The following is a 26,541-nucleotide window of genomic DNA, read 5'->3' on the forward strand; positions in this document are numbered from 1 at the left end:
ATAAAAGCTGTGTAAAACCGTAGCGAGCGAAAGCGCACGAAGCCCCTTGATTTAGCGTTTTATTCTCTTCAGGTCGCCTCCGATGATAGTGATCAATGCTCGCTTTCTTACCCAAGAATTGCGCGGGGTACAACGATTTGCTGAACAGACGTGTTTGGCGCTCAAGCAGATCCGGAGCGACTTGGTATTCGTCGCCCCTTCGGGCATCAAGATGCACGAAAGCGCTAAAGCGCTTGATGTCCAATGTATCGGCCGTAACAGTGGCCACGTGTGGGAACAACTTGATCTGCCGCTGCACCTGCGGCGACTAGGCAATCCCTTGCTAGTCTCCTTGTGCAGCACCGCTCCCCTGTTCTACGGCAACCAGATCGCCACCCATCACGACATCACATACGTGCGTCATCCGGAAAGTTACACGCGAGCATTTCGCACGTTGTATCGGGTAATGACGCCAATACTGCTGGCGCACATCAAAGCATTGTTGACCGTCAGCAGTTTTTCCAAGGGCGAAATTTCGCAGTTTTACCATTATCCGGAGAACAAGATTTTCGTTGTGCCCAATGCCGTCAGCGACGCTTTCCAGCCGGGACCGCCGCTAGACGACAATCAGGCCTATTTATTGGCCGTGTCTTCACCCAGCGCCCACAAAAACTTCAAGCGAATGATCGAAGCGTTTCTGACGTTGCGTAACCAAGAGGCGTTACAACTGCATATTGTTGGCGCCGCCAGCGAGATATTTTCTGATCCCAGTCTGCATCGGTTGGCTGCTAGCGATCCGCGCATACATTTTTTGGGTCGGCTCACCGATGCCGAGCTAATAGCCCAGTACCAAGGTGCAACAGCCTTCATTTTTCCTTCGCTGTATGAAGGGTTTGGCATTCCTCCGCTAGAAGCTCAGGCGTGTGGTTGCCCCGTGATAGCCGCCAACTCAGCTTCAATCCCAGAAGTATTACAAGCCAGCGCACTGTATTTCGACCCCATGGATGTAGAGCATATTGCTGCTGCCATAGAGCGGGTATTGATCGATTTACCGTTGCGCCAATCGCTGCGTCGTCGCGGCCTTAACAACGTAGCCCGATTTTCTTGGGAAGACTCGGCACTGCGGGTCTCCCAACGTATCGACACGCTAATCGGCGAGACGAGGCACGCATCGGTCAAGCCACTGGCATCCCAAGACGTAGTGAACAAAAAATTTCCAGCTGAGTCGTCCTCGGGCAAACCGTGAGAGCAAGCCTCCCGTCCCGCTAACTGCTTAATAATCGTGCCCTGTCGCGCCACGCCCGCGATCGTTCTATAGCATGCACTTACGGAACCCAACGCCATGAAAATTGCAATCGTCCATGACTGGCTCGTGACTTACGCCGGCGCTGAGCGCGTGCTCGCCGCCTTGATAAAGGTCTGGCCTAACGCCGATCTGTTTTCAGTGATCGATTTTTTCAGCGATCAGGACCGCGTCCATCTGGGCGGGAAAAAAGCCAAAACCACATTTATCCAGAACTTGCCGAAAGCCAAAACCCGCTATCAAAAATACTTGCCGCTGATGCCCCTCGCTATCGAGCAGCTAGACCTGTCGGGGTATGACCTGATCATCTCCAGCAGCCATGCTGTGGCTAAAGGGGTACTTAGCGGACCGGATCAGGTGCACATCAGCTATGTGCACTCGCCTATCCGTTATGCCTGGGATTTGCAGCACCAATATTTGCATGAAGCAGGTTTAGACCGGGGGTTCAAGAGCCGAGTCGCCCGGATGGTTCTGCATTACATCCGTATGTGGGATCAGCGAACGGCGGCGGGCGTGGACGATTTCATCGCCAACTCGCATTTCATTGGCGCCCGCATCGCCAAAACTTATCGCCGCGAATCAAAGGTCATTTATCCCCCTGTAGATACCGTAGGTTTCACCCTGCAGGAAACAAAGCAAGAGTTCTACCTGACGGCCTCGCGCATGGTGCCTTACAAACGCATTCCAATGATCGTCGAAGCTTTTGCGGCAATGCCGGACAAACACCTGATCGTTATCGGAGAGGGTCCAGAGATGGGCAAGTGCCGAGCAATTTCGGCATCCAACGTAACCCTACTCGGCCACCAGCCCTTCGCCTCACTACTTGAGTACATGCGCAATGCCAAGGCCTTTGTTTTCGCCGCCGAGGAAGATTTCGGCATCAGCCCCGTGGAAGCTCAAGCCTGCGGTACTCCCGTCATCGCTTTCGCCAAGGGAGGCGTATTAGAAACCATTCATGGTCTGGACCAACCGGTACCAACGGGGGTCTTTTACTACGAGCAGACTGCAAAAGCACTAACGGCAGCGGTGACCGAATTTGAGAATGCCAGGTCATGCATTAGCGCCCTGGCCTGTCGCCTTAACGCCGAACGCTTTAGCGCAGAACGTTTTGAGCGAGAAATCAAAACCTTCGTCGACTCTCGATTGGCAGTTGCTCGCACAGCACACCGGCGCCCTTTGCCCGCCGCTGTTCCCGTCGCAGCACCTGAACCGGTGACCCATTCCGAGCACAGCGGGCGGGTCGTCCCTATCAAATCTGTTTGAGCGAGTACCGGCCATGAGCACTCAATTTCGCGGCATTCTTCACGCTCATCAATCGCTACTGTCCGTGGCCCACCGATTGCTTGATCTGGCCGTTATCGTGCTGTGCGGCTATTGGGTCAACCGGCTTGAAGGCAAGTCGACAGGTGCAGAGCTCTGGTTGCTGATCATGCTCTCTGTACTGGTCTTCCACTGGCTCGGCGAATACCACCAGCTGTACGGGTCCTGGCGCGGCGAAAAGATTCTTCGCGAACTGATCAAGGTCTTCAATTATTGGGCATTAACGTTCGTAATACTGTTGTCCGCAGACTACCTGTTATTGCACGGCACACACTTGCCCAACAACGGCCAAATGGCTTGGTATGCCTTGGTGTTGACGGTGCTGTGTGGTTACCGCTTGTTGATCCGCACTGCCCTGCAAGGCTTGCGGCGCCGAGGCTTTAACACTCGTCGGGTGGCGATCGTCGGTACCGGACAATGCGGCGAGCGCTTGGCCATGTCTATCACCGCTGCTCCCTGGATGGGGCTGGACTTGCTGGGTTTCTACGACGAAAAGCCGCAGCAGATGGACCTTATGGCCATCGGCCGACGTGTGCCGGTTCGAGGCGGCCTTAACGCGTTGGTCGAGGATGCCCGTAACGGCCACATCGATAAGATCTACGTCACCTCCACCCTTGAGGGAGAATGTTTGCGCGAGCTGGTCAAACGCTTGAGTGACACCACCGCCTCCGTGTACTTGATTCCTGATATGTTCATGTTCGAGCTGCTTCATGCGCGTAGCGAAAGCATTAACGGCCTGACAAGCATCAGCATTTTTGACTCACCCATGGACGGCGCCTGGAGTGTGGTTAAACGACTCGAAGACGTTGTCTTGTCCAGTCTCATCCTGTTAATGATCGCGTTGCCGTTGCTGTTGATTGCCATCGCCATCAAGTGCACCTCGCACGGTCCGGTGCTGTTTCGGCAACGCCGCTACGGACTGGACGGTCGACCCATCATGGTTTACAAATTTCGTAGCATGACCGTGCAGGAAAACGGCGATGTCGTTCGCCAAGCCACCCGCAACGACGCACGAATTACCCCGCTTGGGGCCTTTCTGCGGCGCACCTCGCTCGACGAGTTGCCGCAGTTCTTTAACGTACTGCGCGGCGATATGTCGATCGTCGGACCACGCCCTCATGCGGTGGCGCACAACGAGCAATACCGTACTCAAGTCAGCGGCTACATGCTGCGGCACAAAGTTAAACCAGGGATCACTGGATGGGCGCAGATAAATGGCTGGCGTGGTGAAACCGACACGCTGGACAAGATGCAAAAACGCGTCGAATTCGACTTGGAATACATTGAGCATTGGTCAGTTTGGCTGGACATAAAAATCATCCTGCTGACTCTGTTCAAAGGCTTTCTTAACAAGAACGCCTTTTAAGTAACTCATCTATCCACGCAACCGGCTCGATCAGGAGACACGCCCCTGTGTGGATGATGAAGTTGTAACGGTGTTGGAAAGGGATGCAATGAAATCACTGCGGTGCGTCACGCACTTTTGAAAGGAAAAACTCTATGAAGCGAACCCTAGCCGTTGTGCTGCTATTCAGCCTTATTTTACAGGGCTGTGCCTTTGCTCCCGGGCAGCATATGACTCCAGATGAGGTAGAAGAGAATACGCCAGGCGCTCCCAAGGTGACACTTGTTGCCATTACAACTGCCAGCGTGCTGCAAACCAATAACTGGCGCAAACCCAAGCCATTGCCTACGGAACTGCTGGGTTATAAGACCCCCGAATACCTCATCGGTCCCGGCGACACATTATTGGTTACAGTGTTTGAACACCCGGAGTTAACGGCTCCCGGCTCGCAGGCTCAACTGGACGCTAACAGCCGGGAAGTGCTGAGCGACGGAACTGTATTTTTCCCATACGTAGGAAAAATCCAAGCGGCTCACAGAACTGTTGCGCAAGTTCGCGAACAACTTCGAATGGGTTTGGCACCGCAATACACAGAGGTCAAGGTCGACGTAAAAGTGTTGCGTTACAACAGTCAGCGTATCTTGCTGTCGGGCGCGTTCAAAAACCCGGGTTCGCAATCAATTACCAACATCCCATTGAGCTTGGTGCAAGCCATCAGTACGGCAGGACTGGACCTGACAGACGCCAACCTTGCAGGACTGACCCTCAAGCGTGACGGTAAGGAATATGTGCTCGACGTCGATGCGCTTAACCGCAAAGACTCGCAGCTCAGCAAGATTTTTCTTAAGGACGGTGACTACCTGCACTTGAACAGCAACTCGCCCAACAAGGTGTATGTATTAGGCGAAGTGGTGCGTCCGCAAGTGATTTCGTTTGGTACGACATCATTGACCCTGATGGAAGCGCTGGGCAACTCCGGTGGCCTCGCCCCTGATTCCGCCGACGGAAACGCAGTCTACGTTATCCGCTCAGGCGATGTTAATGGCCAGACGGCTACGGTCTACCACCTGAACGCGGAAAAACCGACTGCCTTCATTCTGGCGCGACAGTTCACGCTTGAGGCGCAGGACGTGGTGTTTGTCGGCCCCGCCAACATCACTCGTTGGAATCGTTACATTAGCAACTTGCTACCATCGGCCAGCGTCGTCGCTACAGGCGCTGCGTTCAAGAACTAAACCTCACCGCTCACCAAAATCCCCGCCTTGCAAAACGCGGGGATTTTTTTGTTTTGAGTATGGAGAATCATGGCTTATTTGAAACACCGCATTAACCGATAACTGTTTTATAGGAAAACACTTGCCGACTTTGTATCGACCTGCCCGTCCTCGCGGCGCATTGGCGATTCACCAAAAAGCTAGCCCACGCAAAAGAATTGCGTGAGGCCAGCTCCATTAGCGTCCTATCGATCAATGTGGAAAATTGTTAAAGGCGTGTCTCAACCACCGTGGCGTCGTTGGAAACGATCACTTCGACCCGACGGTTAAGTTGCCGTGAATGCTCACTGGCGTTGTCGGCTATGGGGTGTTCAGCGCCATAACCAATACCGGTCATGCGCTCCGTGCCAACGCCCAGCTTTGCCAAGGCTCGCACCACGGCAAATGCCCGGCGCTCGGACAATTGCTGGTTGTAATCATTTCCGCCAGTGCTGTCGGTAAACCCTTCGATTCGCACTTTGCGCTCAGGGTTAGCCCGCAGAAACTCAGCCAATTGCTGAAAGTTACGCTGGCTGCCGTATTTAAGTTCGGCCTTACCGGTATCGAACAGCACGTCACCGAACGTGATTACTTGACCACGCTCGGTGGTTTTCGCTTTCATCGCCTGCAATGCTCGCAATTGTGCCGTACGCACATCCAGACGGACTTGAGTGCGTTCAGCGTCGATCCTTTTCAAACCAGCTTCGGCTTCGCGCCCCAGAATCGTCTGCTCGGCAAGTGCGATTTTCTGACTGGCAACGTAGGCCAACTGCTCGATCGCGGGTGCTTTGCGGTTTTGGCTGGAAAGCTTATCCGCCTTGCCCAAAGCCATGAACGCGTCCTTGGTTTCAAGGGCGGCCAAGGTGCTCGATTGCGGCTTGGCCTGCAGCGCGGAAAACTGGCTACGGGCTTGCAAAAGGTCGGCATTTTCCGGTGTAACGGCGCAACCCGCCAGCAACAGACTGGCAACCGCAGCCACGGGAAGCATCAATGAAGTACGCATATGCTAATCCTTACAAAGAGTCGTCGGAAGACGAATTGAGACCGGCATCCGGCGCTTGAAGCATTTCCTGCCTCAGCACTTGAATACCGCTGCGGGACGCTTCCAATTGTTGCTGCCACTTGACCGCGTGGGCTTTACGCTCGGCCAGGTTGGCATCCACCTCGACCTGTTCGGCCAACAGCCGGGATTGGGCGACATCTCGCTCACCAATGGCGCGCTCGAGTAGCAATAATTTGTCCTGTGCCGACTTCATTTCCAGCGGCGCGTACTGGGTCGCTTCTGCAGACACAGCACGGTTTACAGCGCTTTTAGACAAGGTGATCTGCTCTTCCGGCAGCGGCGCACTGGCACAAGCAGCCAATGTTCCAACAGCTAACAACAGGACAGATACACGGGCACGGTTATACGCACGTTGAAGACTCATCAAACGCTCCAGAAAATTAAATTTAGAAACCTTCAACATCAGGGTTCCCACGTTCTAACTTTTGTCATGCAAGCCATCACTAGCGACCTGAAAAACAGGTGCTGTCCGGACGGGCCGCAGACTATCTGAAGCGCAATGGGAGTTATGTAGGACGATTCTGAGTCTACGAAGGGAAATGGCGCTAGATAAAGAAGCATAGAGGCGTGGAGGATTGAATATCTGGAGCAGATGCGGCCCCGTCTTCGGCGCCGCGTTGAGTCTATCGCGCACGTTGGCTCTACAGATCCGAAGGCGGGGGGGGAGTGCAGTGCGCAGCTTAATCGCTACACAAACCATTCCCATAATAGGAACGTGCCAATCAGTCCCACCACCGAGACGATAGTTTGCAGCACTGACCATACCCAAATGGTTTGCTTCAGTTCCAAGCCAAAATATTCGCGAACCATCCAGAAACCAGCGTCGTTCACATGGCAAAAAAACACCGACCCTGCACCAATCGCCAGCGCAATCAGAGAGCTTTGCGTCGCAGCGAGGCCCGCCATCAACGGCGCCAGAATCCCTGCGGTGGTGGTGGTGGCTACGGTCGCTGAACCGGTTGCTTGCCGTAGTAGGACTGCGATCACCCACGCCAGTAGCAGATACGGCATGTGTGCGCCTTCTGCGAATTTACTGATGGTATGGCTCACCCCGGCGTCCAGCAGCGTTTGCTTCAAGCCGCCGCCAGCACCGATGGTCAGCAACAGTACCGCAATAGGCGCCAAGGCTTTACGCAGCGTATTACCCACGTGTTCCCGGGAAATGCCATTGGCCCACCCCAGACAGATCACTGCGGCAATCACTGCCAAACCCAAAGCAACCAGGGGCTCGCCGAGAAACTTCAAGGTCAGCGCAAGATTGCTTTGCGGGGTCATTGCCACCTTGGCCAACGTGCTGCCGAGCATCAAGATAACCGGCATCAAAATAATCAACAACGAAACACCAAAGCTTGGCTGGCGGGTCGCCGTCGGTTTGGCGGTAAACAGTGCGCCGATGTCGGCAGGCTCGCCAACGTGCATGCGTTTTGACAACCAGTTGCCGTAGATCGGACCGGCAAGGATCACCGCTGGAACAGCAATGATGATGCCCAGCAACATGGTCAGACCCAAGTCTGCATGGAGCGCGCTGACCGCAATCAGCGGTCCGGGGTGCGGCGGCATCAGTGCGTGCAAGGTGGTCATGCCCGCCAACGCGGGGATGGCGATTCTCAGCAGCGGTTGCCCGGAGCGGCGCGCCATCACGAAGATGATCGGCACCATCATCACCAAGCCAACTTCAAAAAACAGTGGTAACCCGATGACCATTGCCACCAGTGCCATGACCCACGGCAGCGAGCGGCCTTTGCCTAGACCAAGCAAGGTCGTGGCAATTCGGTCGGCAGCGCCGGATTCAGCCATGAGCGCACCGAGCATCGCGCCCAGCGCGATAATGATCCCGGCTTCGCCAAGAATACCGCCCGCCCCTTTGCTAAAGGCTTTCGCGACGTCTTCCGGCGGTAAGCCCGCTCCGACTCCGGCGATGAACGTGCCGATCAAAATCGACAGAAAAGGTGGCAGCTTGGTTGCACTGATCAATACGATGATGATGGCAATTGCCACGAGACAACACACCATGAGGCGTGTGTCATGAGCCATCCAGGCAACAGATGAAAAATCCAAAGCAGTGCTCCTTATTAGCAGGGCTATTATGGGTAAGCAGGGGTTCGCAAGGCAGCGTTGAAATCCGATTCAGTAACATCCAGTTTCAATTGCGCGCAACCATACCTCAACTTCCTGCCTCGGAGCGCCGTCCTCCGCTAATAAGTCGGCCTGTTTAGAGCATTTCCTGTCCCTGTTTCTGAGCACATTCGATCAACACATCACGCAACGCCTGCGCCGCAGCCGACAGTTTGTGGTCGGCAAGCATCATCAAACCAATACGCCGCTCAATGCGTGGCTCGGACAACGCCACACATTGGGCGCCCAATTCACGCATTTGCTGGATGCATAACGACGGCACCGCGCTCACCCCTAAACCATTGGCGACCATGCGGCCAATAGTGGACAGTTGATGGCTCTCAAACGCGACGGACAGTTTTCCGTGCTGGGTGTGCAGGTCCTGCTCGAGTAGCAGGCGCACTGCGGACGGACGTTGCAGGGCAATAAAATCCTCGCGTAGCAGCTCGCTCCAGGTCAATTCCTCGCGCTCAGCCAGCGGTGAGCCTTTTGGTACCACCGCCACAAAGCGGTCCATATAAAATGGCGTGAACACCAACGAATTGCTGGACTCCGGCTCGAAGCCGATACCCAGCTCCACCCGCCGATGGCGTACCATTTCCAGAACCTGTTCGTTGATAACGTCATGCACCGCGACGTTGACCCGTGGATAGCGGCCGCGAAACACTTTGAGCGCCCCCGGCAGCAAATTTCCCGCGTAGGACGGCATTGCAGCAATGGAAACTTTACCCAGTTGCAGGGTGAAGCGCTGCCGCAACAACTCTTCGGTATTGTCCCAATCGGTCAGCAACTGGCGCGCCAAGGGCAATAAGATTTCGCCCTCTGGCGTCAGGCTGACGCTGCGGGTAGTGCGGCTCAGCAGCTTGCCGCCCAATTCATCTTCTAGACTCTTTACCGTCAAGCTCAGCGCGGGTTGCGACAGGTGCAAACGCTCCCCTGCTTGAGCGAAGCTAAGGCACTGGGCCACGGCGAGAAAAGCGCGAAGCTGTTTAACGTTCATATATTTGCTTTTTTTATCAATCCATCAGAAAAACAAAATTAACAAATCATTGCTGGCAAGAGAAGATGTTCTGAACGCGATTCGGCAATCCGTTTGTCGAACAACAACTACAAAAGGCGGATCTACCATGGCTGGACTCGACAAACGAGTATCAACGTACGAAGAAGCCCTCGATGGTCTCACCGATAACATGACTGTGTTGTCCGGTGGCTTCGGTTTGTGCGGCATCCCGGAAAACCTGATTGCTGAAATCAAACGCCGTGGCGTTAAAGGTTTGACTGTGGTTTCCAACAACTGTGGCGTCGATGGCTTTGGTCTGGGCGTGCTGCTCGAGGACCGGCAGATCCGCAAAATGGTTGCCTCTTATGTGGGCGAAAATGCGCTGTTCGAACGCCAGCTGTTGAGCGGCGAACTCGAAGTCGAACTTACCCCCCAAGGCACCTTGGCCGAAAAAATGCGTGCTGGCGGCGCGGGTATTCCAGCGTTCTACACCGCGACCGGCTATGGCACGCCCGTTGCGGACGGCAAGGAAACCCGTCAGTTCAATGGACGAAACGTGATTCTTGAAGAAGCGATCACTGGCGATTTCGCAATCGTAAAAGGCTGGAAAGCCGACCATTTTGGCAACGTCATTTATCGCCATACCGCGCAAAATTTTAACCCGGTGGTCGCCACTGCTGGCCGTATCACCGTGGTCGAAGTCGAAGAAATTGTTGAACCTGGGGTGCTGTTACCTAGTGAAATCCACACCCCAGGCATCTATGTCGATCGCGTCATTCTGGGAACTTTCGAGAAGCGCATTGAACAGCGCACGGTGAAGAAAGCCTGAGGCCGCTCTTAACCTCTTACTTGTACGATCTTTTTCCAGAACAACAAGAGATTCTGACTATGGCACTCTCCCGCGAACAAATGGCACAGCGCGTTGCCCGTGAACTCAAAGACGGTTTTTACGTAAACCTGGGTATCGGCATCCCGACCTTGGTGGCCAACTATGTACCGACTGACATCGACGTAATGTTGCAATCGGAGAACGGCTTGCTCGGCATGGGTGAGTTTCCTACCGAGGAGAATATTGATGCCGACATGATCAATGCCGGCAAGCAAACGGTGACCGCACGCATAGGGGCATCTATTTTCGACTCGGCTCAGTCGTTCGCGATGATCCGTGGCGGCCATGTAGATCTCACCGTTCTCGGTGCGTTCGAAGTCGACGTTGAAGGCAACATCGCGTCCTGGATGATCCCCGGCAAGCTGGTTAAAGGCATGGGCGGCGCGATGGACCTGGTAGCAGGTGCCGATAACATCATCGTGACCATGACCCACGCCTCCAAAGACGGCGAGTCGAAACTGCTGTCACGCTGCAGCCTGCCGTTGACCGGCGCCGGTTGCATTCGCAAGGTGCTGACCGATCTGGCCTATCTCGAAATCGCTGACGGCGCCTTCATCCTGCGCGAGCGCGCGCCGGGGGTCAGCATCGAAGAAATCATCGCCAAGACCGCAGGCAAATTGATCGTGCCGGATGACGTGGTTGAAATGACGTTTTAAATCAATATATAGATCCCGATACACAGTGGGAGCAGGCTGGCCTGCGAATTAGACGACGCGGCCCTTCAGACAGACCGCATTGAAACATTCGCAGTCCAGCCTGCTCCCACAGGTTTTATGAATGCCATTCAAGATGTGGCACCCAGATGCCATCACGGTGTGCCATCCTTCCAGCTTCATAGCTTTGCTACACACAAACAATGGGCCAAATACTTGGCCACTCAATAATAATTTTAATAAAGGTAGGACCCATGGCCGCCGAAATCGAAGACAGCCGCTATGCCCGCTTTGCCCTGCGTTGTGCCAATTGGGCGGAACGCTGGTTTCCCGATTCCTGGGTGTTTGCTGTATTGGCCGTGGTTATTGTCGCGGTTGCTACCATGGCGATGGGCGCTAAACCAACCGAAGTCGCCAACGCCTTTGGCGACGGCTTCTGGACGCTGATTCCGTTCACCATGCAAATGGCCTTCGTGGTAATTGGCGGTTACGTGGTGGCCAGTTCACCGCCCGCCGTTCGCCTGATTGACCGCTTGGCGCAGATTCCGAAAAACGGTCGTTCAGCGGTGGCATGGGTCGCCTTGATCGCGATGGTTGCGTCGTTGTTGAACTGGGGCCTGTCGCTGGTATTTGGCGGGTTATTGGTTCGCGCCCTGGCGCGCCGCACCGAACTGCGCATGGATTACCGTGCTGCCGGCGCTGCAGCGTATCTGGGCTTGGGCGCGGTGTGGGCGTTGGGGCTTTCGTCCTCGGCCGCTCAGTTGCAAGCCAACCCCGGAAGTCTACCCCCTTCGATTCTCGCCATCACCGGTATGATTCCGTTCACCCAAACCATTTTTTTGTGGCAGTCCGGGGTCATGCTGGCGGTGCTGATCGCTGTCTCGCTGATCATCGCTTACGTCACCGCGCCAGGCCCGGCCAGTGCTCGCGATGCCGCAGCCTGCGGTGTCGATCCAAGCTTCAGTATCCCCACCATCCCGAAGCGTTCGCGTCCGGGTGAGTGGCTTGAATACAGCCCGATCCTGATCATCCTGTTAGTGTTGCTGGCGGCGGGTTGGTTGTTTCATGAGTTCTCGACCAAACCGGCGATCACGGCCATTTCGGGTCTGAACACCTACAACTTTCTGTTCATCATGGTCGGCGCCCTGCTGCACTGGCGTCCGCGCAGCTTTCTCGATGCGGTGACCCGTGCGGTCCCGACCACCACCGGCGTGCTGATCCAGTTCCCACTCTACGGCTCAATCGCGGCGCTGATGACCACGGTCAAAGGCAGTGATGCGCAGACCTTGGCGCACCACATTTCAACCTTCTTTACCCACATCGCTTCCCATGACACCTACGCGCTGTTGATGGGCGTGTACTCGGCGGTACTCGGTTTCTTCATTCCGTCGGGCGGTGGTAAGTGGATTATCGAAGCGCCGTACGTGATGCAAGTCGCCAATGACCTGAAGTATCACCTGGGCTGGGCGGTTCAGATCTACAACGCAGCCGAAGCGTTACCAAACCTGATCAACCCGTTCTACATGCTGCCGCTGCTGGGTGTACTGGGCCTGAAGGCGCGGGACCTCATCGGTTTCTCGTTCGTACAATTCCTGATTCACACCCCGCTGGTGCTGTTCCTGCTGTGGTTTCTTGGCACCACACTGGCGTACCTCCCGCCGGTCATGCCTTAAACACTTGCAGAGGGCGCTACGGAGGTGGCGTCGCCGCTTCGGCGATCAGCCAATCCCTTAGCGCCTGCACTGCCGGGCGCGAGATCGATAGCCGCGGTTGAACCACGTAAAAACCTTTGGCCAGCGGCAATCGCTGGCTGAAGGGCTCAATCAATGCGCCACTGCTCACCTCCTCTTCGGTCAACATCGGGCTGGTCAATACCACGCCTTGATCATGCCGCGCAGCCTCGATGGCCATCAGTGACTGATCGAAATGAATCCCCGCCATTTGCACCACCTGCCCCGTCGGTATCGCCGTGAAGCGCGTCAGCCAATCGTTCCAATGCGGGTGCAGGGTGCTGTGCAACAACGTCGTCTGGCGCAAATCTTCAGGCGTTTTCAGTCCAAAACGGGCGGCGTAACTCGGGCTGCAATACAGCCGCGCCTGATCCTGATAGAGCAAATGCGTATCGAGTTCGGGAGCATGCCCATCGAAATGGCGGATCGCCAAGTCCACCCGCTCGTTAGCGAAATCCACCAGCGCCACAGAGGAACTGAGGTGCAGGGCAATCTCTGGATGCTGCCGAAGGAAACCGGACATGCGTCGCGCAAACCATTTGGCCGCCAAGCCTGGTGGCATCGTCAGCCATACGCTGTTGCTTTGTCGGTCGCGCAACGTGTGGCTGGCCTCGTTGATTTGCGCCAACGCCGGTTGAATCCGAGCCCAATAGGCCAAGCCATCTTCGGTTGGCCTGACTTGGCGAATGTGCCGAGTAAATAGCGCGACACCGAGCCACTGTTCAAGGCTGCGAATCTGCTGACCGACTGCGCCCGGGGTGACAAACAGCTCAGCCGCAGCCAGAGAAAAACTATTGAGCCGCATGGCCGATTCGAAGTAAATCAGCGATTTTAAGGGCGGTGAATTTTTCATGGTGAAGATTTTCTATTCCATTCAGCACAGATGATGATTTGTAGCCGATCCAACGGACGGAGCACAATCGGTTTTTCACCGCCTCACCTCACAGGTACCCCCCATGAAAAATATCGCCTACATAGCCTTTGCCTTACTTGGCGTGATCTGGGGCACCAATTTTATCTACATGAAATGGGCCGCGGCCCTGATCACACCTTCGCAAATCGTGCTGCTGCGGGTTCTGTTTGGCTTCTTGCCCATCCTGATCTTTGCCTTGGCGACCCGCGCGTTGCGTTGGAGCCACTTACGGCATGCCCATCACTTTTTAGTGATGGCGCTGCTGGCCACTGACATTTATTACTACGCCTTCGCAAAGGGCACCTCGATGCTGCTGTCCAGCGTGGCCGGGATGCTGAGCGGTGCGATTCCACTGTTTACCTTCGCCTGCGCATTTTTGTTTCTACGCCAGGAACCGCTGACCCGTCGCGTCGGCATGGGCGTCGCGTTGGGGTTTGTCGGTGTACTGCTGATTGCCCGGCCGTGGGCCACCGGCGCCGGTGGCATTTCGCTTGAGGGTGTTCTGTACATGGTGGCGGGTTCGCTCAGCCTCGGTTGCTCGTTCGTCTACGCCAAACGGTTTGTGTCCGGGCTGGGGATCTCGGCGGTGGCGTTGTCGACCTATCAAATCGGCCTTGCGCTGATGGTGATCGCCGCCGTCACCGACCTGCACGGCGTCGATCACCTGCTCGTCGACCAGCGTGCGTTTCTCGGTGTGTCCCTGGGGCTGGGTCTGTTGGGTACTGGCGTCGCCTACATTCTTTATTACTTCATCGTCCAGCGTCTGGGCGCGTTGGCAGCAGCATCCGTCACGTACATCCCGCCAGTGGTGGCGCTATTGATTGGCTTCTTTGTGGCTCAAGAGCCGGTTCATCCGATGGATTTGCTAGCGGTCGCCGCGATTCTTGCTGGGGTATACATCGTCCAGACCGGCCGCGCCAAAGCCGCACGCCAAGCGGCATTGGTCATCGCGCCCTCCCAAGTGCGCGAAGCCAGCTGATCCGGTTCAGTCTGCCGCGACCGCCTACAGGTAATCGCCTGACGCGATGGACGTGAGAGCTGCGCGCAGTTCGCTGGCCTTTTCGGTACCCAAGACCGATTCGAAACAGGCTTGCGCTTGCAGCCACAACGCCTGGGATTCAATCAGCTTGGCCTCCCCCACTGGCGTCAGCTTGACCAGGCGGCTGCGCCGGTCTTTCGGATCGATCTCCACCGATACAAACCCATCGCGCTCCAACGGTTTTAGGGTATGCGCAAGCGCGGAGCGATCAAGCACCAGTGCCGCTGCCAGCTCGCTCATCGACGGCACTTGGCTGCGGGCGATCTGCATCAGAATCGAGCGCTGGGTTGAGCGCAGTCCGCAGGGGGCCAACACCACGTCGTACATCTGCGAAATGCGCCGGGTCGCTTTGCGCAAGCTGGTGGCATGGCAAAGGACTTGCTCGGGCACCACGAAACCGCCGCTCAGTTGAATAGGTGCCCGGAGGTTGCTGGAAGAACTGTTCATAGACTGCTTGTTCCTGTGTGTCTGGCCCTTGTGGGCATTGGACCTAAAAGAAACACTTGACGATTACAGGCATATACCCGCAAATTGCAATAGGAGCATATACCCTCATTCGTTTTGCTGCACAAACGAATCGCTGTTCAAATGCTCATCCATCGACCCGAGACCGCCACGCATGAGCACCGAAACCCATAGCCCCATCGATGGCTTGCAACGATTCCTCATCTTGCTGTGCGTCTCTATTCCGTCGTTCATGATCAATTTGGACTCCAATATAGTCGCGGTGTCGCTGTCGTCCATTGCGCAGTCGTTCAACGCTGACTTTGCCGACATCGAATGGGTGATCAGCGCTTATACCCTAACCTTTGCCTCGCTGGTCATGCCGGCCGGTGCCTTGGCGGATCGTTACGGCCGTAAGCGTGTGCTGATCATCGGTCTGGCCATTTTTACCCTGGCTTCATTTATTTGTGGCGCCGCGCCCAATGTCACCGCGCTCAACGCCGCCCGTGCCCTGCAAGGGGTGGGCGCCGCGCTGTTGCTAAGCGCGGCACTGGCGACGTTGTCACATTCGTTTCGCGGCGCTGACCGAGCCAAGGCCTTCGCGTTTTGGGGTTCGGTAATCGGTATCGCGATTTCCCTGGGCCCCGTGGTCGGCGGTTATATCACCGAGCATTTTGGCTGGGTATGGGCGTTCTACATCAACGTTCCGGTCGGGGTGGCGATGATTGTACTGGTGATGCGCACGTTGAAAGAATCCCGTGATCCCCAGGCCAACACCATTGACTACCTCGGTGTGGTGACCTTCAGCAGCAGCCTGTTCTTGATCACCCTGGCGTTGATCTCCGGCAACCATGAAGGCTGGGGCAGTCTGCGCGTAATGCTCGAACTGGCCAGCGCGGCCCTGCTGTTCGCCTTGTTTTTACTGGTCGAAACTCGACAAGAACGCCCAATGATGGACTTGGCAGTTTTCCGTCGGCACACCTACGTCGGTGCCATAATCGCGGGCCTGGCTTACGCGGCCTCGCTGCTGACCATGCTGACCTACCTGCCGATCTATTTTCAGAGCGGCTTGGGTTACAGCCCACAAACCGCCGGTCTGATGATGCTACCCATTGCCGTGCCGCTGTTCATCGTGCCGCGCGTGACCGCCGCCTACCTGACGCACCGGTTTAGTGGCCGCACCTTGCTGACCTTCGGACTAGCGACGATTAGCGTCGGGTTGTTCTGGCTCGGCCTGGAAGTCACGCGTTTGGATTACGTTTCGATGCTGGGTGGTCTTTTGCTCGCTGGGGCAGGAGCGGGGATTTTGAATGGAGAAACGGCGAAGGTTGCGATGTCGACCATCGCGCCTGAACGAGCGGGCATGGCCTCGGGCATCTCCGGAACTGTGCGCTTCAGCGGCATAGTGATCGGTTTCGCCGCGCTGGGTGCCGTTTTGTTCCATCGCATCGCAGCTTCGGTAATCGGTGGACTTCCCAACGCAACGGCGGCCGACGCCTACGCCCTGACTCGCAGTATCGCTGCAGGAGATTTGACCGGAGGTGCGCCAGGCTTGAATTCATTGGCCACGAGCAGCTTTGGCGCAGGCTACCAAGCGATTCTGTTTGTTGCGGCGACAGTGGCAATCATCTCGGCGCTGGCCACCTGGCTGCTGGTACGTACCGCCGACACCGCACCAAACGTACACCACAGCCATGCGCCGGTGATACGACCCACCAGTACGACAACAAACAACCTGTAGAGCTTGGAGGTGGACCCTTCACCCCACCTCAAACGAATACGCCCGTTCAACCTTGCTGACTCGGGTGGTGCAGGCTCGATACCAGGTGGCGCGGCCTTGTTCTCTGATGGCGGCATGTTCAGGGTGATGCTTCCATGAAAGGATGGCGGCTTCGCTGGACCAATACGACACGGTGATCCCCAGCCCATCCTCTCCACGGGCCGACTCAACGCCAAGAAAACCGGGTTGTTGTCGGGCCAACTCGACCATTCGGTCGGCTGCCTCGGCATAGCCGTCGTTGTCATTGGCAATACGCAGCGAGGTGAAAACCACAGCGTAGTAAGGTGCTGCAGGTGTTTTGGCAATCATCGTCTCAGCCCCTGATTGAAGTTGTCACACTGGCCCGACGCAGAAAACACGCCCGAATAAAGGCTGCCACCAACGGTGGCGTCACCCCCACTAGTGCAGCCCTTTCCGGCTGGAACAAAGTGGCGACAAAAAACGGATGACCTGCCAGTTCTACCACCCGAATGTCGCCGGTCTGGTCATGACCCGTACCTGTCAAAGGCCCCGTCAGCAGCGCCTGCGCAAACGCGGTATTGAGGCCAAATCGGCAGCGGTAGGTTTGCGTAGTGTTCAGCGCGCCATAGGCGTTGGCGATCAGTGAGCCTGGAACGAGTTCGATAGCGTCTGCCTTTTCGACCAATGCGCAACTCAACGGCGCGATAACGGCGCGCTGCGCCTCGGGCGAGGTTTCGGCATGTTCCGCGTCCTCCCACCCCAACACATTGCGCGCGTATTCAATCACCGCGTGCTGGAACCCGCCGCAAGTGCCGAGAAACGGCACCTGCTGCTCGCGGGCAAAACGGATGGCATTAAACGCTCCCTCGGGGTCTTGATAAGGACTGGCCGGAACGCACCACAGCCCGTCAAACCGAGCCAACGCAAGGTTGTCATGGGCCTCGGACGTGGGTAACCAGTCAAAGGCAACTGACAATCCTTCGTCATTAGCTACCCGGTCCAGCGCCAAAGGAATCGCCTGATGGGCCGTTACGGTTGAATCGTAATCACCGACTAGCGCAATACGTATTTTTTCGCTACCCATCCATTCTCTCCTGAGTTAACTCGCGCTGGCGCCGAAACTCCTCTGGCAGCTAGCCTTTGGTGGCGCTGCGAACCGCCAAGAAACATACACCATCAAGCGCCCCGCTTACTTAAGTCGCTGTAGGTTGGCTGCGTTAGGGTAGGTCCGATGCAGTTTAAGCTTCAACTCCCCGGGAGCGGAACCGGCGTCAGCACGGGCTTTCCGGAAAAATACGCCAATAGGTTATCCGCCACCAATTGCACGGTTCCTTGGGACGCTTGCGGTGACAGACCGGCGACATGCGGAGTCAATACCACATTGCTCAAAGCTTTCAGCGTATCGGACACTCGCGGTTCGTCATCGAACACATCCAGCGCGGCGCCTGCGATGCGTTTGTGTTCCAGGGCATCGATCAGGTCCGCCGTCGCGATCACGCTGGCACGGGCAATATTGACGATAAAACCGTCTGGACCCAGCGCTTCAAGCACGGCCTTGTCTACCAACTGATGGGTGCCAGCCCCACCCGGCGTGGCGACGATGAAGAAGTCCGACGCACTCGCCAGCGCCTCCGGCGTGGCGCAATAAGCGTAGGGCACGTCGCTGCGCGGGCGACGATTGTGGTAGCTGACTGACATGTCGAATCCCAGAGCACGTTTGGCGATAGCCATGCCCACAGAGCCCATACCGAGAATCCCAAGGCGTTTGCCGGCCAATGAAGGCCGCATGATTTTGTTCCATTCACCGCGTCGAACCGAGGCGTCAGCCCGTGAAATATCCCGCACCAGCGACAGCAACAAGGCCATGGCGTGATCGGCCACCGACGGCGCGTTGACCCCTGCTCCGTTGGTTACCACAACACCCCGAGCCCGGGCGGCATTAAGATCCACATGTTCATAACCGGCGCCAATCACGCAGATGATCTCCAAATGCGGAAGCGCGGCGATTTCGTCGGCGTAGAAACCCAGCGGACCTCGGGTCAACACCGCATTGATCTGCTCGCCGTGGGTGGCAATAGCCTTGGCGCGCTCCGCTGGGGTCGGCGCAAGAATCAGGGTAAAGCCACTGTCTTCAATAATCGGCAGGTAGTCATTGATGGTTTCTACCAGCACTAGAACAGTCGTCATACTTCCCTCTCGTAACGGAGTCAGACAGCGTTAAACCACGAAGGATGATAGACAGTAAAAGGCCCGCACGCGGCGGGCCTCTTCTCAGGATTGAAGCTTCGCCCGAGGCGGTGAGTTCAGTGGATTGAGATTGCGCTCTGCCAGCCAGCCAAAGGCCAGGCCAACGGTGGTCCACAGTACGATCTGAATGCCCAGCGCCGCGGTACGAAATTTCCAGAGCAACACGGCAGAAAAACCGTCCGGTACTTCATTGACGGTAGGAAACATCGCCGCCGCTAAAATCATGATCACGGCATATAACCCTACAGCCAACAACGCGCCGTTCCAGATACCGCGAGTGGCAATTAGCTTACGTGCGGCGTTGATCGCAATGACCATCGCCGCCACGGAGAGCAGCATCATCAAGAAGAACAGCTTGGTGCGTTTGCCGATGGTTGCAGGATCGCCAATCGAGGGCGGATTGGCGGGGTACTTCAAACCCGGCACCAAAATAATCGCAACGAAGGCCGCAAGCGCCAACAATGCCGCAAGCCCACGCGGGCCGACGTTACCAGCCCGGCCCAAAGTATAAGCAAACACCAAGGCGAAGATGCCGCCTAGCGAGACGCTATACGCAATGATGCCGGTGAACAAGCCGAGGGTACTTTGTACTTGGCGGCTGACCAACTCTTCTTCTTGTGCGCCGTCGTGCGTCGCCGACAGGTGCAGCTCTTCGAAGGCAATGGCCCGGTCGATCTGTGGCTCGCCAAAAACTCTTGCAAAGCCAAACGCAAGAAGGCCGGCAAGTAATCCCACCAGCATTCCCCTTACCAATAATTGCCCAGTCATGTCATGTACCCGAAGTTAGTGGCAAGGGAAGCCCAGCAAGTGGCGACCGTCATGCACAAACTCATGGACATACATACCGGAGAACATCGATGTTGCGCCTTGTTCTGCGCCAACGAAATACAGCGCAAGCATCAACAGCAAACCAACAAACACCGCCCACGGCAGAATCTCGCCAAGCGGGATAATCGGCAGCGAAGTATCGGTATGAGTGGTCGTATTAAAAGTCATGGTGTCTCCAGGGAACTCGCGTCCCAAAACGGATAACAGGATGGACAAAACAAGGTCTGGCTTACGGCATTGACCGAACACAGTGGCGCGACCGCGCCGGATTCAAACCGGCTTCCTGCTTTGCAAGATGATGCAAATGCTCGGGCAGTGTACTCTTCTCGACTTGTAAAACCAGTGTGGACCGCCATGGCAACCCGTCTGACGTTGATCTGCCACGCCCGAACCGTGGCGCAAAAGCTCGGCCGTTTTCCGCAAGACGAACCCATAGAGATGGCGTGGCAATCGTCAGCAGGATCGTTGTCGGGACACTTCAAAACCTTGGCTCAGCTACTGAGCGCACCGGAAGCCCGCACGCGGCAGACCGCCCTGCTGTTCGGAACCGAGATGGACATCGCGCCCGCTCTGCGCGACTGCGATTTCGGACGCTGGCAAGGGCACCGCATCGACGACCTCCAGGCCCATGAACCCGAAGCCCTTAACGCTTGGCTTACCGACAGCATGAGCGCCCCCCACGGTGGCGAGTCCGTTGCCGACGTTTGCGCCCGCGTCAGCGCGTGGCTCGAGACCTTGCGCACCCCAGGCCATGTTGTCGCGATCACTCATCCCTTCGTCATCCGGGCAGCTATCGTCCATGCGCTGCAGTGCCCGACGACTGCGGTCAACGCCATCGACATCGAACCGCTGTCGATGACCGAGCTTAGTTTTAACGGGCGCTGGCGACTCAGGATGGAGCGCACAGCAAAACCCAAGCCCTTGTAGGAATGCGCCACTTAGTCACCTAACGCCCGCTGCATCAGGACTGTGTCCACCCAGCGCCCGTGCTTGAAACCCACCGACTCAAACACCCCCACGCGACGAAAACCGAGGCGTTCGTGCAGCCGGATCGACGCGTAGTTTTCGCTGTTGCCAATGATCGCGATCATTTGCCGCGAACCACCATGGGTACAGCGCTCAATGATTGCGCCGAGCAGCGCCTGGCCAATACCCTTCCCGCCCATGCCGTCACGCACATAGACCGAATCCTCTACCGTAAAGCGGTAACCCGCACGCGGTCGGTAAAGGGTCGCGTAACCATAACCCACCACCTCGCCCGCCAGCTCCGCGACCAGATAGGGCAATCCTTTGGAAAGAATATCGGACCGCCGACTCACCATGTCGGCCACGCTGGGCGCGTCCAGTTCAAAGCTGGCAATCCCCCCGAGCACATGCGCCGCGTAAATGGATTGCACACCGGGCAGGTCGTCGTCCGTGGCATCGCGTAAGACTGGGGTATCGCGGGTGTCCATATATCTTCTGCTCCAGTGGCTCTCGAGTGGGTCGCAATAATGCCGTGCACTGATGCGCAAGAGAAGCCGGAGACTTGCGTTCAATGCGCGATAACAAATAGCAGTAACCCAAGATGCTAAGCTCCGTCCTCGATCCGGACAGGCTGTGAAAGGCAGGCATATGATCAGATTCCTCGCTGCATTGTTGATCCTCGCGTCATCCGCCGTTCACGCTCAATCCCCCCTCCTGACCGACCTGCCCCTGAGTTACCTCGAACAGACTGACGGACAATCCCGAAACAAGCCGCTGATTATTTTCCTGCATGGCTCCGGCGCCAATGAAGCCGACCTGTTCGACATCAAGGATCAACTGCCCACCGAGTACACTTTTTTATCGGCGCGAGCACCGCTCGAGGTCGGACCCGGCAGCTATCAGTGGTTTAACAAAAAACCCGGCGACGGCCCCTACGATGGCGAGACCGACGACCTGAGAAACAGTGAAGCGTTGATTTCAGACTTTGTGGCCAAAGCCACCGAGAAGTACCACACCCAGCCGGATAAGGTGTTTTTGATCGGGTTTAGTCAGGGCGCAATCATGTCCTATGAGGTAGCTCTGCGGCACCCGGACATCCTCCGTGGATTTGCCGCGTTGAGCGGCAAGATCTTGCCGATGTTGAAATCCGAGTTGCAGCCGCTACCGGGTTTCAAGGCGCTTGACGTGTTTATCGGTCACGGCACCGCCGACCAGAGAGTTCCCTATGTTGGCGCAACCGACGCTGAAACCTGGTTGAAAGAATTGGGCATTACGCCTGAATCCCATGCGTATCTGGGGATTGGCCATACCATCAGCGATAACGAAATCATGGACTTGGATAGTTGGTTGAAGGAGATCAATCACATTTAAACCACTCTCGGGTCAGTTCACAGAACGTGGTTTGAACAAAAACCTGACCCTTCTGAATAACTGATCTGGATCAATAAAGACCCACCCTATTCAGCGTAGGGTTACAGGGGTTAGTTACGCATCGAATTTGACTACATTTCCCCGAACACGCCGCCCCCCGAGCCGGTAAAAGTTCTCGCCGCACGTATCGTCCAAACGTTTGTCTGTTCTAGGTTCACGTTTTTGCAGCACGCTTTGACGCGGCTGGATCTGCTGTACATCGCGGCCAGGGCTATCGCCTTTCCCTCATTTCTGCAGAGTAGGATTCCATGGCACTCCATCAAACCGTTGAAACCCGCGACGACGCTATCGAAGATGTTTACTCCAGTGGCACGTCGCAACGACGCCTGCCCAAGTATCGGCTGCCTGATCATTCGACTGCGCCATCGGCGGCTTACAACCTGGTCCGCGACGAGCTGTTGCTGGACGGTAATTCCCGGCAAAACCTAGCGACGTTCTGTACCACTTGGGTCGAACCCGAAGTGCAGAAGTTGATGGCTGACGCCCTCGACAAGAACATGATCGACAAAGACGAATATCCGCAAACGGCCGAGATCGAGAACCGTTGCGTGCACATCATTGCCGATCTGTGGCATGCGCCGAAGTCCTGGCAAACCGTGGGTTGTTCGACCACCGGTTCCAGCGAAGCGGCTATGCTCGGCGGCTTGGCGTTGAAATGGACCTGGAAAAAACTCCGCGAAGAAGCCGGTCTGACCACCGACAAACCCAACTTCGTGTGCGGTCCGGTGCAGATTTGCTGGAAGAAGTTTGCCCGTTATTTCGATGTGGAAATTCGTGAAGTACCGTTGCGTGGTAATGCGTTGGGCCTGGAGCCAGCCGACCTGCGTGCATATTGCGACGAAAACACCATCGGTGTGGTTGCCACGCTGGGCGTGACCTTTACCGGTATCTACGAACCCGTTGCGGCGTTGGCAGCCGAATTGGACGCCATGCAGCGTGACCTCGGGCTGAATATCCCGATCCACGTGGACGCGGCCAGCGGCGGCTTTATCGCCCCGTTCATTCAGCAAGAATTGAAGTGGGACTTCCAGATCGAGCGGGTCAAATCGATCAATGCCTCCGGTCACAAATATGGCCTCGCGCCACTGGGCGTGGGCTGGATCATTTGGAGCTCGAAAACCGATCTGCCAGAAGAGCTGATTTTCTACGTCGATTATCTGGGCGGCAACATGGCGACTTTTGCCCTGAACTTCAGTCGCCCAGGCGGTGAAATCATCGCGCAGTATTACAACTTTCTGCGTTTGGGCCGGGACGGCTACACCCGCATCCAGCAAGCCTGTTCGGACACTGCGCAGTGGCTGGCGGGTGAAATTACCAAGCTCGGCCCATTGGAATTAGTCTACGACGGCAAAGACGGTTTGCCAGCGGTTTGTTACAAGCTCAAGGACGGCATCGACCACGGGTTTAGCCTGTATGACTTGTCGGAACGGGTACGGATGCGCGGCTGGCAGATTGCGTCGTACCCACTGCCCTCTGACCGCCAGGACATTGTCGTCCAGCGGGTATTGGTACGGCATGGTGTCAGCCGCGACCTGATTGGCTTGCTGCTGGATGACTTGCGCAAGGCCATCGCCTTCCTGCAAAAGAATCCGGTATTGGCGTCTGAGGCCGGCCCGAGCTTCAACCATGGTGCTGTCGCTGCCACTCCAATCGACGCGGCTTAGTTCGACCTTGAACCCCACCGGGCAAAGCGTTTGCCCGGTGTTTATAGCGTTTCATCGCAGAGCGCGAGGTCACAGTGATTGCATTTCTGACATTTTTACAGAGCAACCCGTACATTTTGCTGTTCGTGGTGGTTGGTCTGTCGGTGTGGGTTGGTCGTGGCAGTATTAAAGGCTACGGCCTCGGTCCAGTGGCGGCCGCCATCGTCATTGGTTGCGCGATAGCCTCTTGGGCCGCCGCGTATGGCATCCACCTGGAGCTCAATAGCTTCACCAAAAGTCTGTTTTATTACCTGTTTATGTATGGCGTCGGCCTTCGTGTGGGTCCGTCGTTCATCAACAGCTTGAAAGGTGACGGGCTGAAGTTCACCTTTCTGGCAGTTTTGTCGTCGTTCCTTGGGTTGGGGATTGTGGTGGCGGGCACGAAACTGTTGTCGCTGCCGGTTGGTGCTGCGGGCGGGATTCTCGCCGGTTCTCAAACCATGTCGGCAGCCATCGGCTCGGCGGAACAGGCAATTACTTCCGGGGTTGTGCCGTTGCCACCCGGCACCACGGCAGCAGCCGCCACCGCGATGATTGCCTTATCGTATGGCATCACCTACATATGGGGCACGGTGGGGATCATCCTGATCTGCAAATACCTGCCACGTTGGTGGGGCGTGGATGCGCGCAAGGCGGCCAAGGAATATGAGATCGAACACGGCGTTCCGAACGTCGATGATGCGGGCCTGAGCGGTTATCGCCCCTTTGACTTACGGGCGTATCGACTGGTCAATCCTGAGTACGAAGGCAAAACCATCAGCCAGTTTCGCGAGCACTTTGCTCAATATCAGATCGAGAACGTCGAGCGCGGCACCCAATTGCTCGGTGCCGACCCGAGCCTGGTGTTGCAACTGGGTGACGTCATCGCCTTGGGCGGTAGCCTTGATGTGCTGACTGACCATATGGGCCTGATCGGGCCTGAAGTGCCAGACGCCCGTGCGCTGAACATTCCGTTAGACGAAGCAGAGATTCTGGTGACCCACCATGACGCCATTGGTAAGGCGCTCAAGGAATTCAGCACTTCACCAATTGCCGGCCAGGTGCAGTTGCTGGGCATCGAACGAGGAGGCGCGCCGCTGCCTATCGGTCTGGAAACACGCTTGCAGCGGATGGACGTGCTGCACTTGATCGGTCTGCGCAGTGCGATCGACAAAGCCGCCGCACTCCTCGGCAAAGTCGCACGTCCAAGCACGGCGACTGACCTGCTCACCCTGTCGCTGGGCATGGTGCTGGGGCTGTTGATTGGTCTGGTGCAAGTGCCAGCGTTCGGCGCTTCGGTGGGTCTGGGTAACGCTGGCGGCCTGTTGGTCTCGGGCATTATCGTTTCGTCGCTGGTATCGCGGGTGCGCTTCTTCGGCAACACCCCGAACGCTGCACGGAACATCCTGGAAGACATGGGCCTGATCTTTTTCGTCGCCATCGTCGGCGTCAATGCCGGGGCCAGCCTAGTGTCGCAACTGAGCGCGATCATTGCTCTGAAGATATTCGGTTTGGGCTTCGTGGCCTGCACCATTCCACCGTTTATCGTCTGGGCCATCGGCTTCCACGTGTTCAAGATCAACCCGGCCATCCTCATGGGCGGCGTCGCCGGTGCCCGCAGCCACTCAGGCCCCGCACGCGAAGCAGCAAAAGAAATCGACAGCACCGTGCCGTGGATTGGCTTTCCCGTGGCGTATGCCGTGTCGGGGATTCTGCTGACTGTGTTCGGCTACTTCGCGATGGTCTTGGCGCGATAAACCGCTGCGCCTGGAGCCAGTGCACACCGCCCCGTAACGTTCGCAGGCAAGCCTGCTCCCAGAATCGTGCCAGACTCAGGTTCTGTGGGAGTTGGCCTGCCGAAGAAGACGATTGGTCAGGGGACCAGATCTTCTGTGGCGCTGCCGAAGGCTGCAATTGGCAGTTCGAACCAGCCAGCCAGCCAACGGAACAAACCGCCACGGCGATCAGTCAATTCAGGCGCATGGCCCTACTTCATAAGGATGGCGTATGACGCTGACACAGGTAATTGCTGAATACGGCTATCTGGCCGTTTTTATTGGAGCGGCCCTGGAAGGGGAAACAGTCCTGATAATTGCCGGCTTTGCGGCTCATGAAGGTTATTTGTCGTTCCCGGTACTGGCGCTTATCGCAATGTGCGGTGGAGCATTAAGCGACATGTTGTTCTTCATGATCGGGCGCCGCTACGGCAGTCGGCTGTTGGAGCGCTTCCCGAAACTGCAACCCAGCGCCCGGCGGGTTAGCCTCCTGCTAGAGCGCTATCAAACCGGGCTGATCATCTGCGTACGGTTTATGTATGGCTTACGTATCGCGGGGCCCATCACCATTGGCATGAGCAATGTTCCGGCTTCGCGCTTCATCCTGCTTAATCTGATCGGGGCCGCCATTTGGGCACCGCTGATAGCCGGGATCGGTTTCCTATTCGGTCAATCCCTGGAGTGGTTGTTCGCGGACATCAAGCGCTACGAACAAGATGCGCTTTTGGCAATCATTGTGGTGGGGTTGATGCTTGCATTATTGCGCTTTGTGCGCCGGCGCCTGAAAGCATTGCCACGTTAAATAGCGTCGCGGCGCGATCCTTC

Annotated in this window: 26 protein-coding genes and 1 riboswitch; of the genes, 14 read left to right on the top strand and 12 right to left on the bottom strand. The window is 56.6% G+C overall.

Annotated features, from left to right (window positions below):
- Positions 1 to 82: 82 nt before the first annotated feature.
- The 4 genes from QN378_RS20385 (at position 83) to QN378_RS20400 (ending at position 5,182) form a co-directional block, all read left to right on the top strand.
- Positions 83 to 1,225 (top strand): glycosyltransferase family 1 protein, encoded by a 1,143-nt coding sequence (locus QN378_RS20385; protein WP_323548856.1) that lies wholly within the window; start codon positions 83 to 85, stop codon positions 1,223 to 1,225.
- 96 nt (positions 1,226 to 1,321) lie between these two features.
- A complete protein-coding gene (locus tag QN378_RS20390; RefSeq protein WP_322202084.1) occupies positions 1,322 to 2,545 on the top strand; it encodes a glycosyltransferase family 4 protein in 1,224 nt (407 codons plus the stop codon).
- A gap of 13 nt (positions 2,546 to 2,558) precedes the next feature.
- Positions 2,559 to 3,968, top strand: a complete 1,410-nt coding sequence (locus QN378_RS20395) for an undecaprenyl-phosphate glucose phosphotransferase (RefSeq protein WP_322202082.1) — start codon at positions 2,559 to 2,561, stop codon at positions 3,966 to 3,968.
- A 134-nt stretch (positions 3,969 to 4,102) separates the two neighbouring features.
- The gene (locus QN378_RS20400) at positions 4,103 to 5,182 is read left to right on the top strand and encodes a polysaccharide biosynthesis/export family protein (protein WP_322202080.1); all 1,080 of its coding nucleotides are present in this window, start codon (positions 4,103 to 4,105) and stop codon (positions 5,180 to 5,182) included.
- A gap of 247 nt (positions 5,183 to 5,429) precedes the next feature.
- On the opposite strand, the gene QN378_RS20405 is transcribed toward QN378_RS20400, so the two are convergent.
- The 4 genes from QN378_RS20405 to QN378_RS20420 all read right to left on the bottom strand — a co-directional run bounded on the left by QN378_RS20405 (position 5,430) and on the right by QN378_RS20420 (position 9,378).
- Entirely contained in the window at positions 5,430 to 6,203 is a 774-nt protein-coding gene (locus QN378_RS20405) for an OmpA family protein (protein WP_322202078.1), read from the bottom strand.
- Positions 6,204 to 6,213: 10 nt separating this feature from the next.
- Entirely contained in the window at positions 6,214 to 6,627 is a 414-nt protein-coding gene (locus tag QN378_RS20410) for a DUF4398 domain-containing protein (protein ID WP_322202076.1), read from the bottom strand.
- A 323-nt stretch (positions 6,628 to 6,950) separates the two neighbouring features.
- A complete protein-coding gene (locus QN378_RS20415) occupies positions 6,951 to 8,297 on the bottom strand; it encodes a gluconate:H+ symporter (RefSeq protein ID WP_407074060.1) in 1,347 nt (448 codons plus the stop codon).
- Between the two features lie 178 nt (positions 8,298 to 8,475).
- On the bottom strand, positions 8,476 to 9,378 hold the full coding sequence (locus QN378_RS20420) for a LysR family transcriptional regulator (RefSeq protein ID WP_322202071.1): 903 nt from the start codon (positions 9,376 to 9,378) through the stop codon (positions 8,476 to 8,478).
- Between the two features lie 127 nt (positions 9,379 to 9,505).
- Here QN378_RS20420 and QN378_RS20425 point away from each other — a divergent pair, with 127 nt between their 5' ends.
- From QN378_RS20425 to QN378_RS20435, 3 genes are all read left to right on the top strand, one after another.
- Complete coding sequence (locus QN378_RS20425) at positions 9,506 to 10,207, top strand: CoA transferase subunit A (protein WP_322202069.1); 702 nt, start codon at positions 9,506 to 9,508, stop codon at positions 10,205 to 10,207.
- A 59-nt stretch (positions 10,208 to 10,266) separates the two neighbouring features.
- A complete protein-coding gene (locus QN378_RS20430; RefSeq protein ID WP_322202067.1) occupies positions 10,267 to 10,923 on the top strand; it encodes a CoA transferase subunit B in 657 nt (218 codons plus the stop codon).
- 251 nt (positions 10,924 to 11,174) lie between these two features.
- Positions 11,175 to 12,593 carry a short-chain fatty acid transporter gene (locus QN378_RS20435; protein WP_322202065.1) on the top strand — a complete coding sequence of 473 codons (1,419 nt, stop codon included), beginning with the start codon at positions 11,175 to 11,177 and terminating at the stop codon, positions 12,591 to 12,593.
- Positions 12,594 to 12,609: 16 nt separating this feature from the next.
- On the opposite strand, the gene QN378_RS20440 is transcribed toward QN378_RS20435, so the two are convergent.
- Complete coding sequence (locus QN378_RS20440) at positions 12,610 to 13,503, bottom strand: LysR substrate-binding domain-containing protein (RefSeq protein ID WP_322202063.1); 894 nt, start codon at positions 13,501 to 13,503, stop codon at positions 12,610 to 12,612.
- Positions 13,504 to 13,606: 103 nt separating this feature from the next.
- On the opposite strand from QN378_RS20440, the gene QN378_RS20445 reads away from it, so the two are divergent.
- On the top strand, positions 13,607 to 14,542 hold the full coding sequence (locus tag QN378_RS20445) for a DMT family transporter (RefSeq protein ID WP_322202061.1): 936 nt from the start codon (positions 13,607 to 13,609) through the stop codon (positions 14,540 to 14,542).
- A gap of 24 nt (positions 14,543 to 14,566) precedes the next feature.
- Here QN378_RS20445 and QN378_RS20450 read toward each other — a convergent pair whose 3' ends face one another.
- Positions 14,567 to 15,049, bottom strand: a complete 483-nt coding sequence (locus QN378_RS20450) for a MarR family winged helix-turn-helix transcriptional regulator (RefSeq protein WP_322202059.1) — start codon at positions 15,047 to 15,049, stop codon at positions 14,567 to 14,569.
- 172 nt (positions 15,050 to 15,221) lie between these two features.
- Here QN378_RS20450 and QN378_RS20455 point away from each other — a divergent pair, with 172 nt between their 5' ends.
- Positions 15,222 to 16,787 (top strand): MFS transporter, encoded by a 1,566-nt coding sequence (locus QN378_RS20455; RefSeq protein ID WP_323548858.1) that lies wholly within the window; start codon positions 15,222 to 15,224, stop codon positions 16,785 to 16,787.
- A gap of 18 nt (positions 16,788 to 16,805) precedes the next feature.
- Here the strand turns inward: QN378_RS20455 and QN378_RS20460 are convergent, their stop codons facing one another.
- From QN378_RS20460 to QN378_RS20480, 5 genes are all read right to left on the bottom strand, one after another.
- Positions 16,806 to 17,135 carry an antibiotic biosynthesis monooxygenase gene (locus QN378_RS20460; protein WP_323548860.1) on the bottom strand — a complete coding sequence of 110 codons (330 nt, stop codon included), beginning with the start codon at positions 17,133 to 17,135 and terminating at the stop codon, positions 16,806 to 16,808.
- Between the two features lie 4 nt (positions 17,136 to 17,139).
- Positions 17,140 to 17,871: a CTP synthase gene (locus tag QN378_RS20465; RefSeq protein WP_323548861.1), complete on the bottom strand. Its 732-nt coding sequence runs from the start codon at positions 17,869 to 17,871 to the stop codon at positions 17,140 to 17,142.
- A gap of 161 nt (positions 17,872 to 18,032) precedes the next feature.
- The gene (locus tag QN378_RS20470; protein WP_323548862.1) at positions 18,033 to 18,974 is read right to left on the bottom strand and encodes a 2-hydroxyacid dehydrogenase; all 942 of its coding nucleotides are present in this window, start codon (positions 18,972 to 18,974) and stop codon (positions 18,033 to 18,035) included.
- 84 nt (positions 18,975 to 19,058) lie between these two features.
- Positions 19,059 to 19,802 carry a CbtA family protein gene (locus tag QN378_RS20475; RefSeq protein ID WP_322202049.1) on the bottom strand — a complete coding sequence of 248 codons (744 nt, stop codon included), beginning with the start codon at positions 19,800 to 19,802 and terminating at the stop codon, positions 19,059 to 19,061.
- Positions 19,803 to 19,817: 15 nt separating this feature from the next.
- Positions 19,818 to 20,030 carry a CbtB domain-containing protein gene (locus tag QN378_RS20480; protein WP_322202047.1) on the bottom strand — a complete coding sequence of 71 codons (213 nt, stop codon included), beginning with the start codon at positions 20,028 to 20,030 and terminating at the stop codon, positions 19,818 to 19,820.
- Between the two features lie 30 nt (positions 20,031 to 20,060).
- Positions 20,061 to 20,202: riboswitch (cobalamin riboswitch) on the bottom strand.
- Positions 20,203 to 20,216: 14 nt separating this feature from the next.
- Between QN378_RS20480 and QN378_RS20485 the strand changes: the two genes are divergently transcribed.
- Complete coding sequence (locus QN378_RS20485; RefSeq protein ID WP_323548864.1) at positions 20,217 to 20,789, top strand: histidine phosphatase family protein; 573 nt, start codon at positions 20,217 to 20,219, stop codon at positions 20,787 to 20,789.
- Positions 20,790 to 20,800: 11 nt separating this feature from the next.
- Here the strand turns inward: QN378_RS20485 and QN378_RS20490 are convergent, their stop codons facing one another.
- Complete coding sequence (locus QN378_RS20490; RefSeq protein ID WP_322202043.1) at positions 20,801 to 21,316, bottom strand: N-acetyltransferase family protein; 516 nt, start codon at positions 21,314 to 21,316, stop codon at positions 20,801 to 20,803.
- 160 nt (positions 21,317 to 21,476) lie between these two features.
- On the opposite strand from QN378_RS20490, the gene QN378_RS20495 reads away from it, so the two are divergent.
- From QN378_RS20495 to QN378_RS20510, 4 genes are all read left to right on the top strand, one after another.
- Positions 21,477 to 22,199 carry a phospholipase gene (locus QN378_RS20495; RefSeq protein WP_322202041.1) on the top strand — a complete coding sequence of 241 codons (723 nt, stop codon included), beginning with the start codon at positions 21,477 to 21,479 and terminating at the stop codon, positions 22,197 to 22,199.
- 308 nt (positions 22,200 to 22,507) lie between these two features.
- The gene (locus QN378_RS20500; RefSeq protein WP_322202039.1) at positions 22,508 to 23,923 is read left to right on the top strand and encodes a glutamate decarboxylase; all 1,416 of its coding nucleotides are present in this window, start codon (positions 22,508 to 22,510) and stop codon (positions 23,921 to 23,923) included.
- Between the two features lie 74 nt (positions 23,924 to 23,997).
- Positions 23,998 to 25,698, top strand: coding sequence for a TrkA C-terminal domain-containing protein (locus QN378_RS20505; protein WP_322202037.1), 1,701 nt, complete (start codon positions 23,998 to 24,000; stop codon positions 25,696 to 25,698).
- A gap of 250 nt (positions 25,699 to 25,948) precedes the next feature.
- On the top strand, positions 25,949 to 26,518 hold the full coding sequence (locus QN378_RS20510; protein WP_322202035.1) for a DedA family protein: 570 nt from the start codon (positions 25,949 to 25,951) through the stop codon (positions 26,516 to 26,518).
- Positions 26,519 to 26,541: the final 23 nt, after the last annotated feature.

Origin of the sequence: Pseudomonas sp. 10S5 (assembly GCF_035019745.1) — a bacterium.
GTDB lineage: Bacteria > Pseudomonadota > Gammaproteobacteria > Pseudomonadales > Pseudomonadaceae > Aquipseudomonas.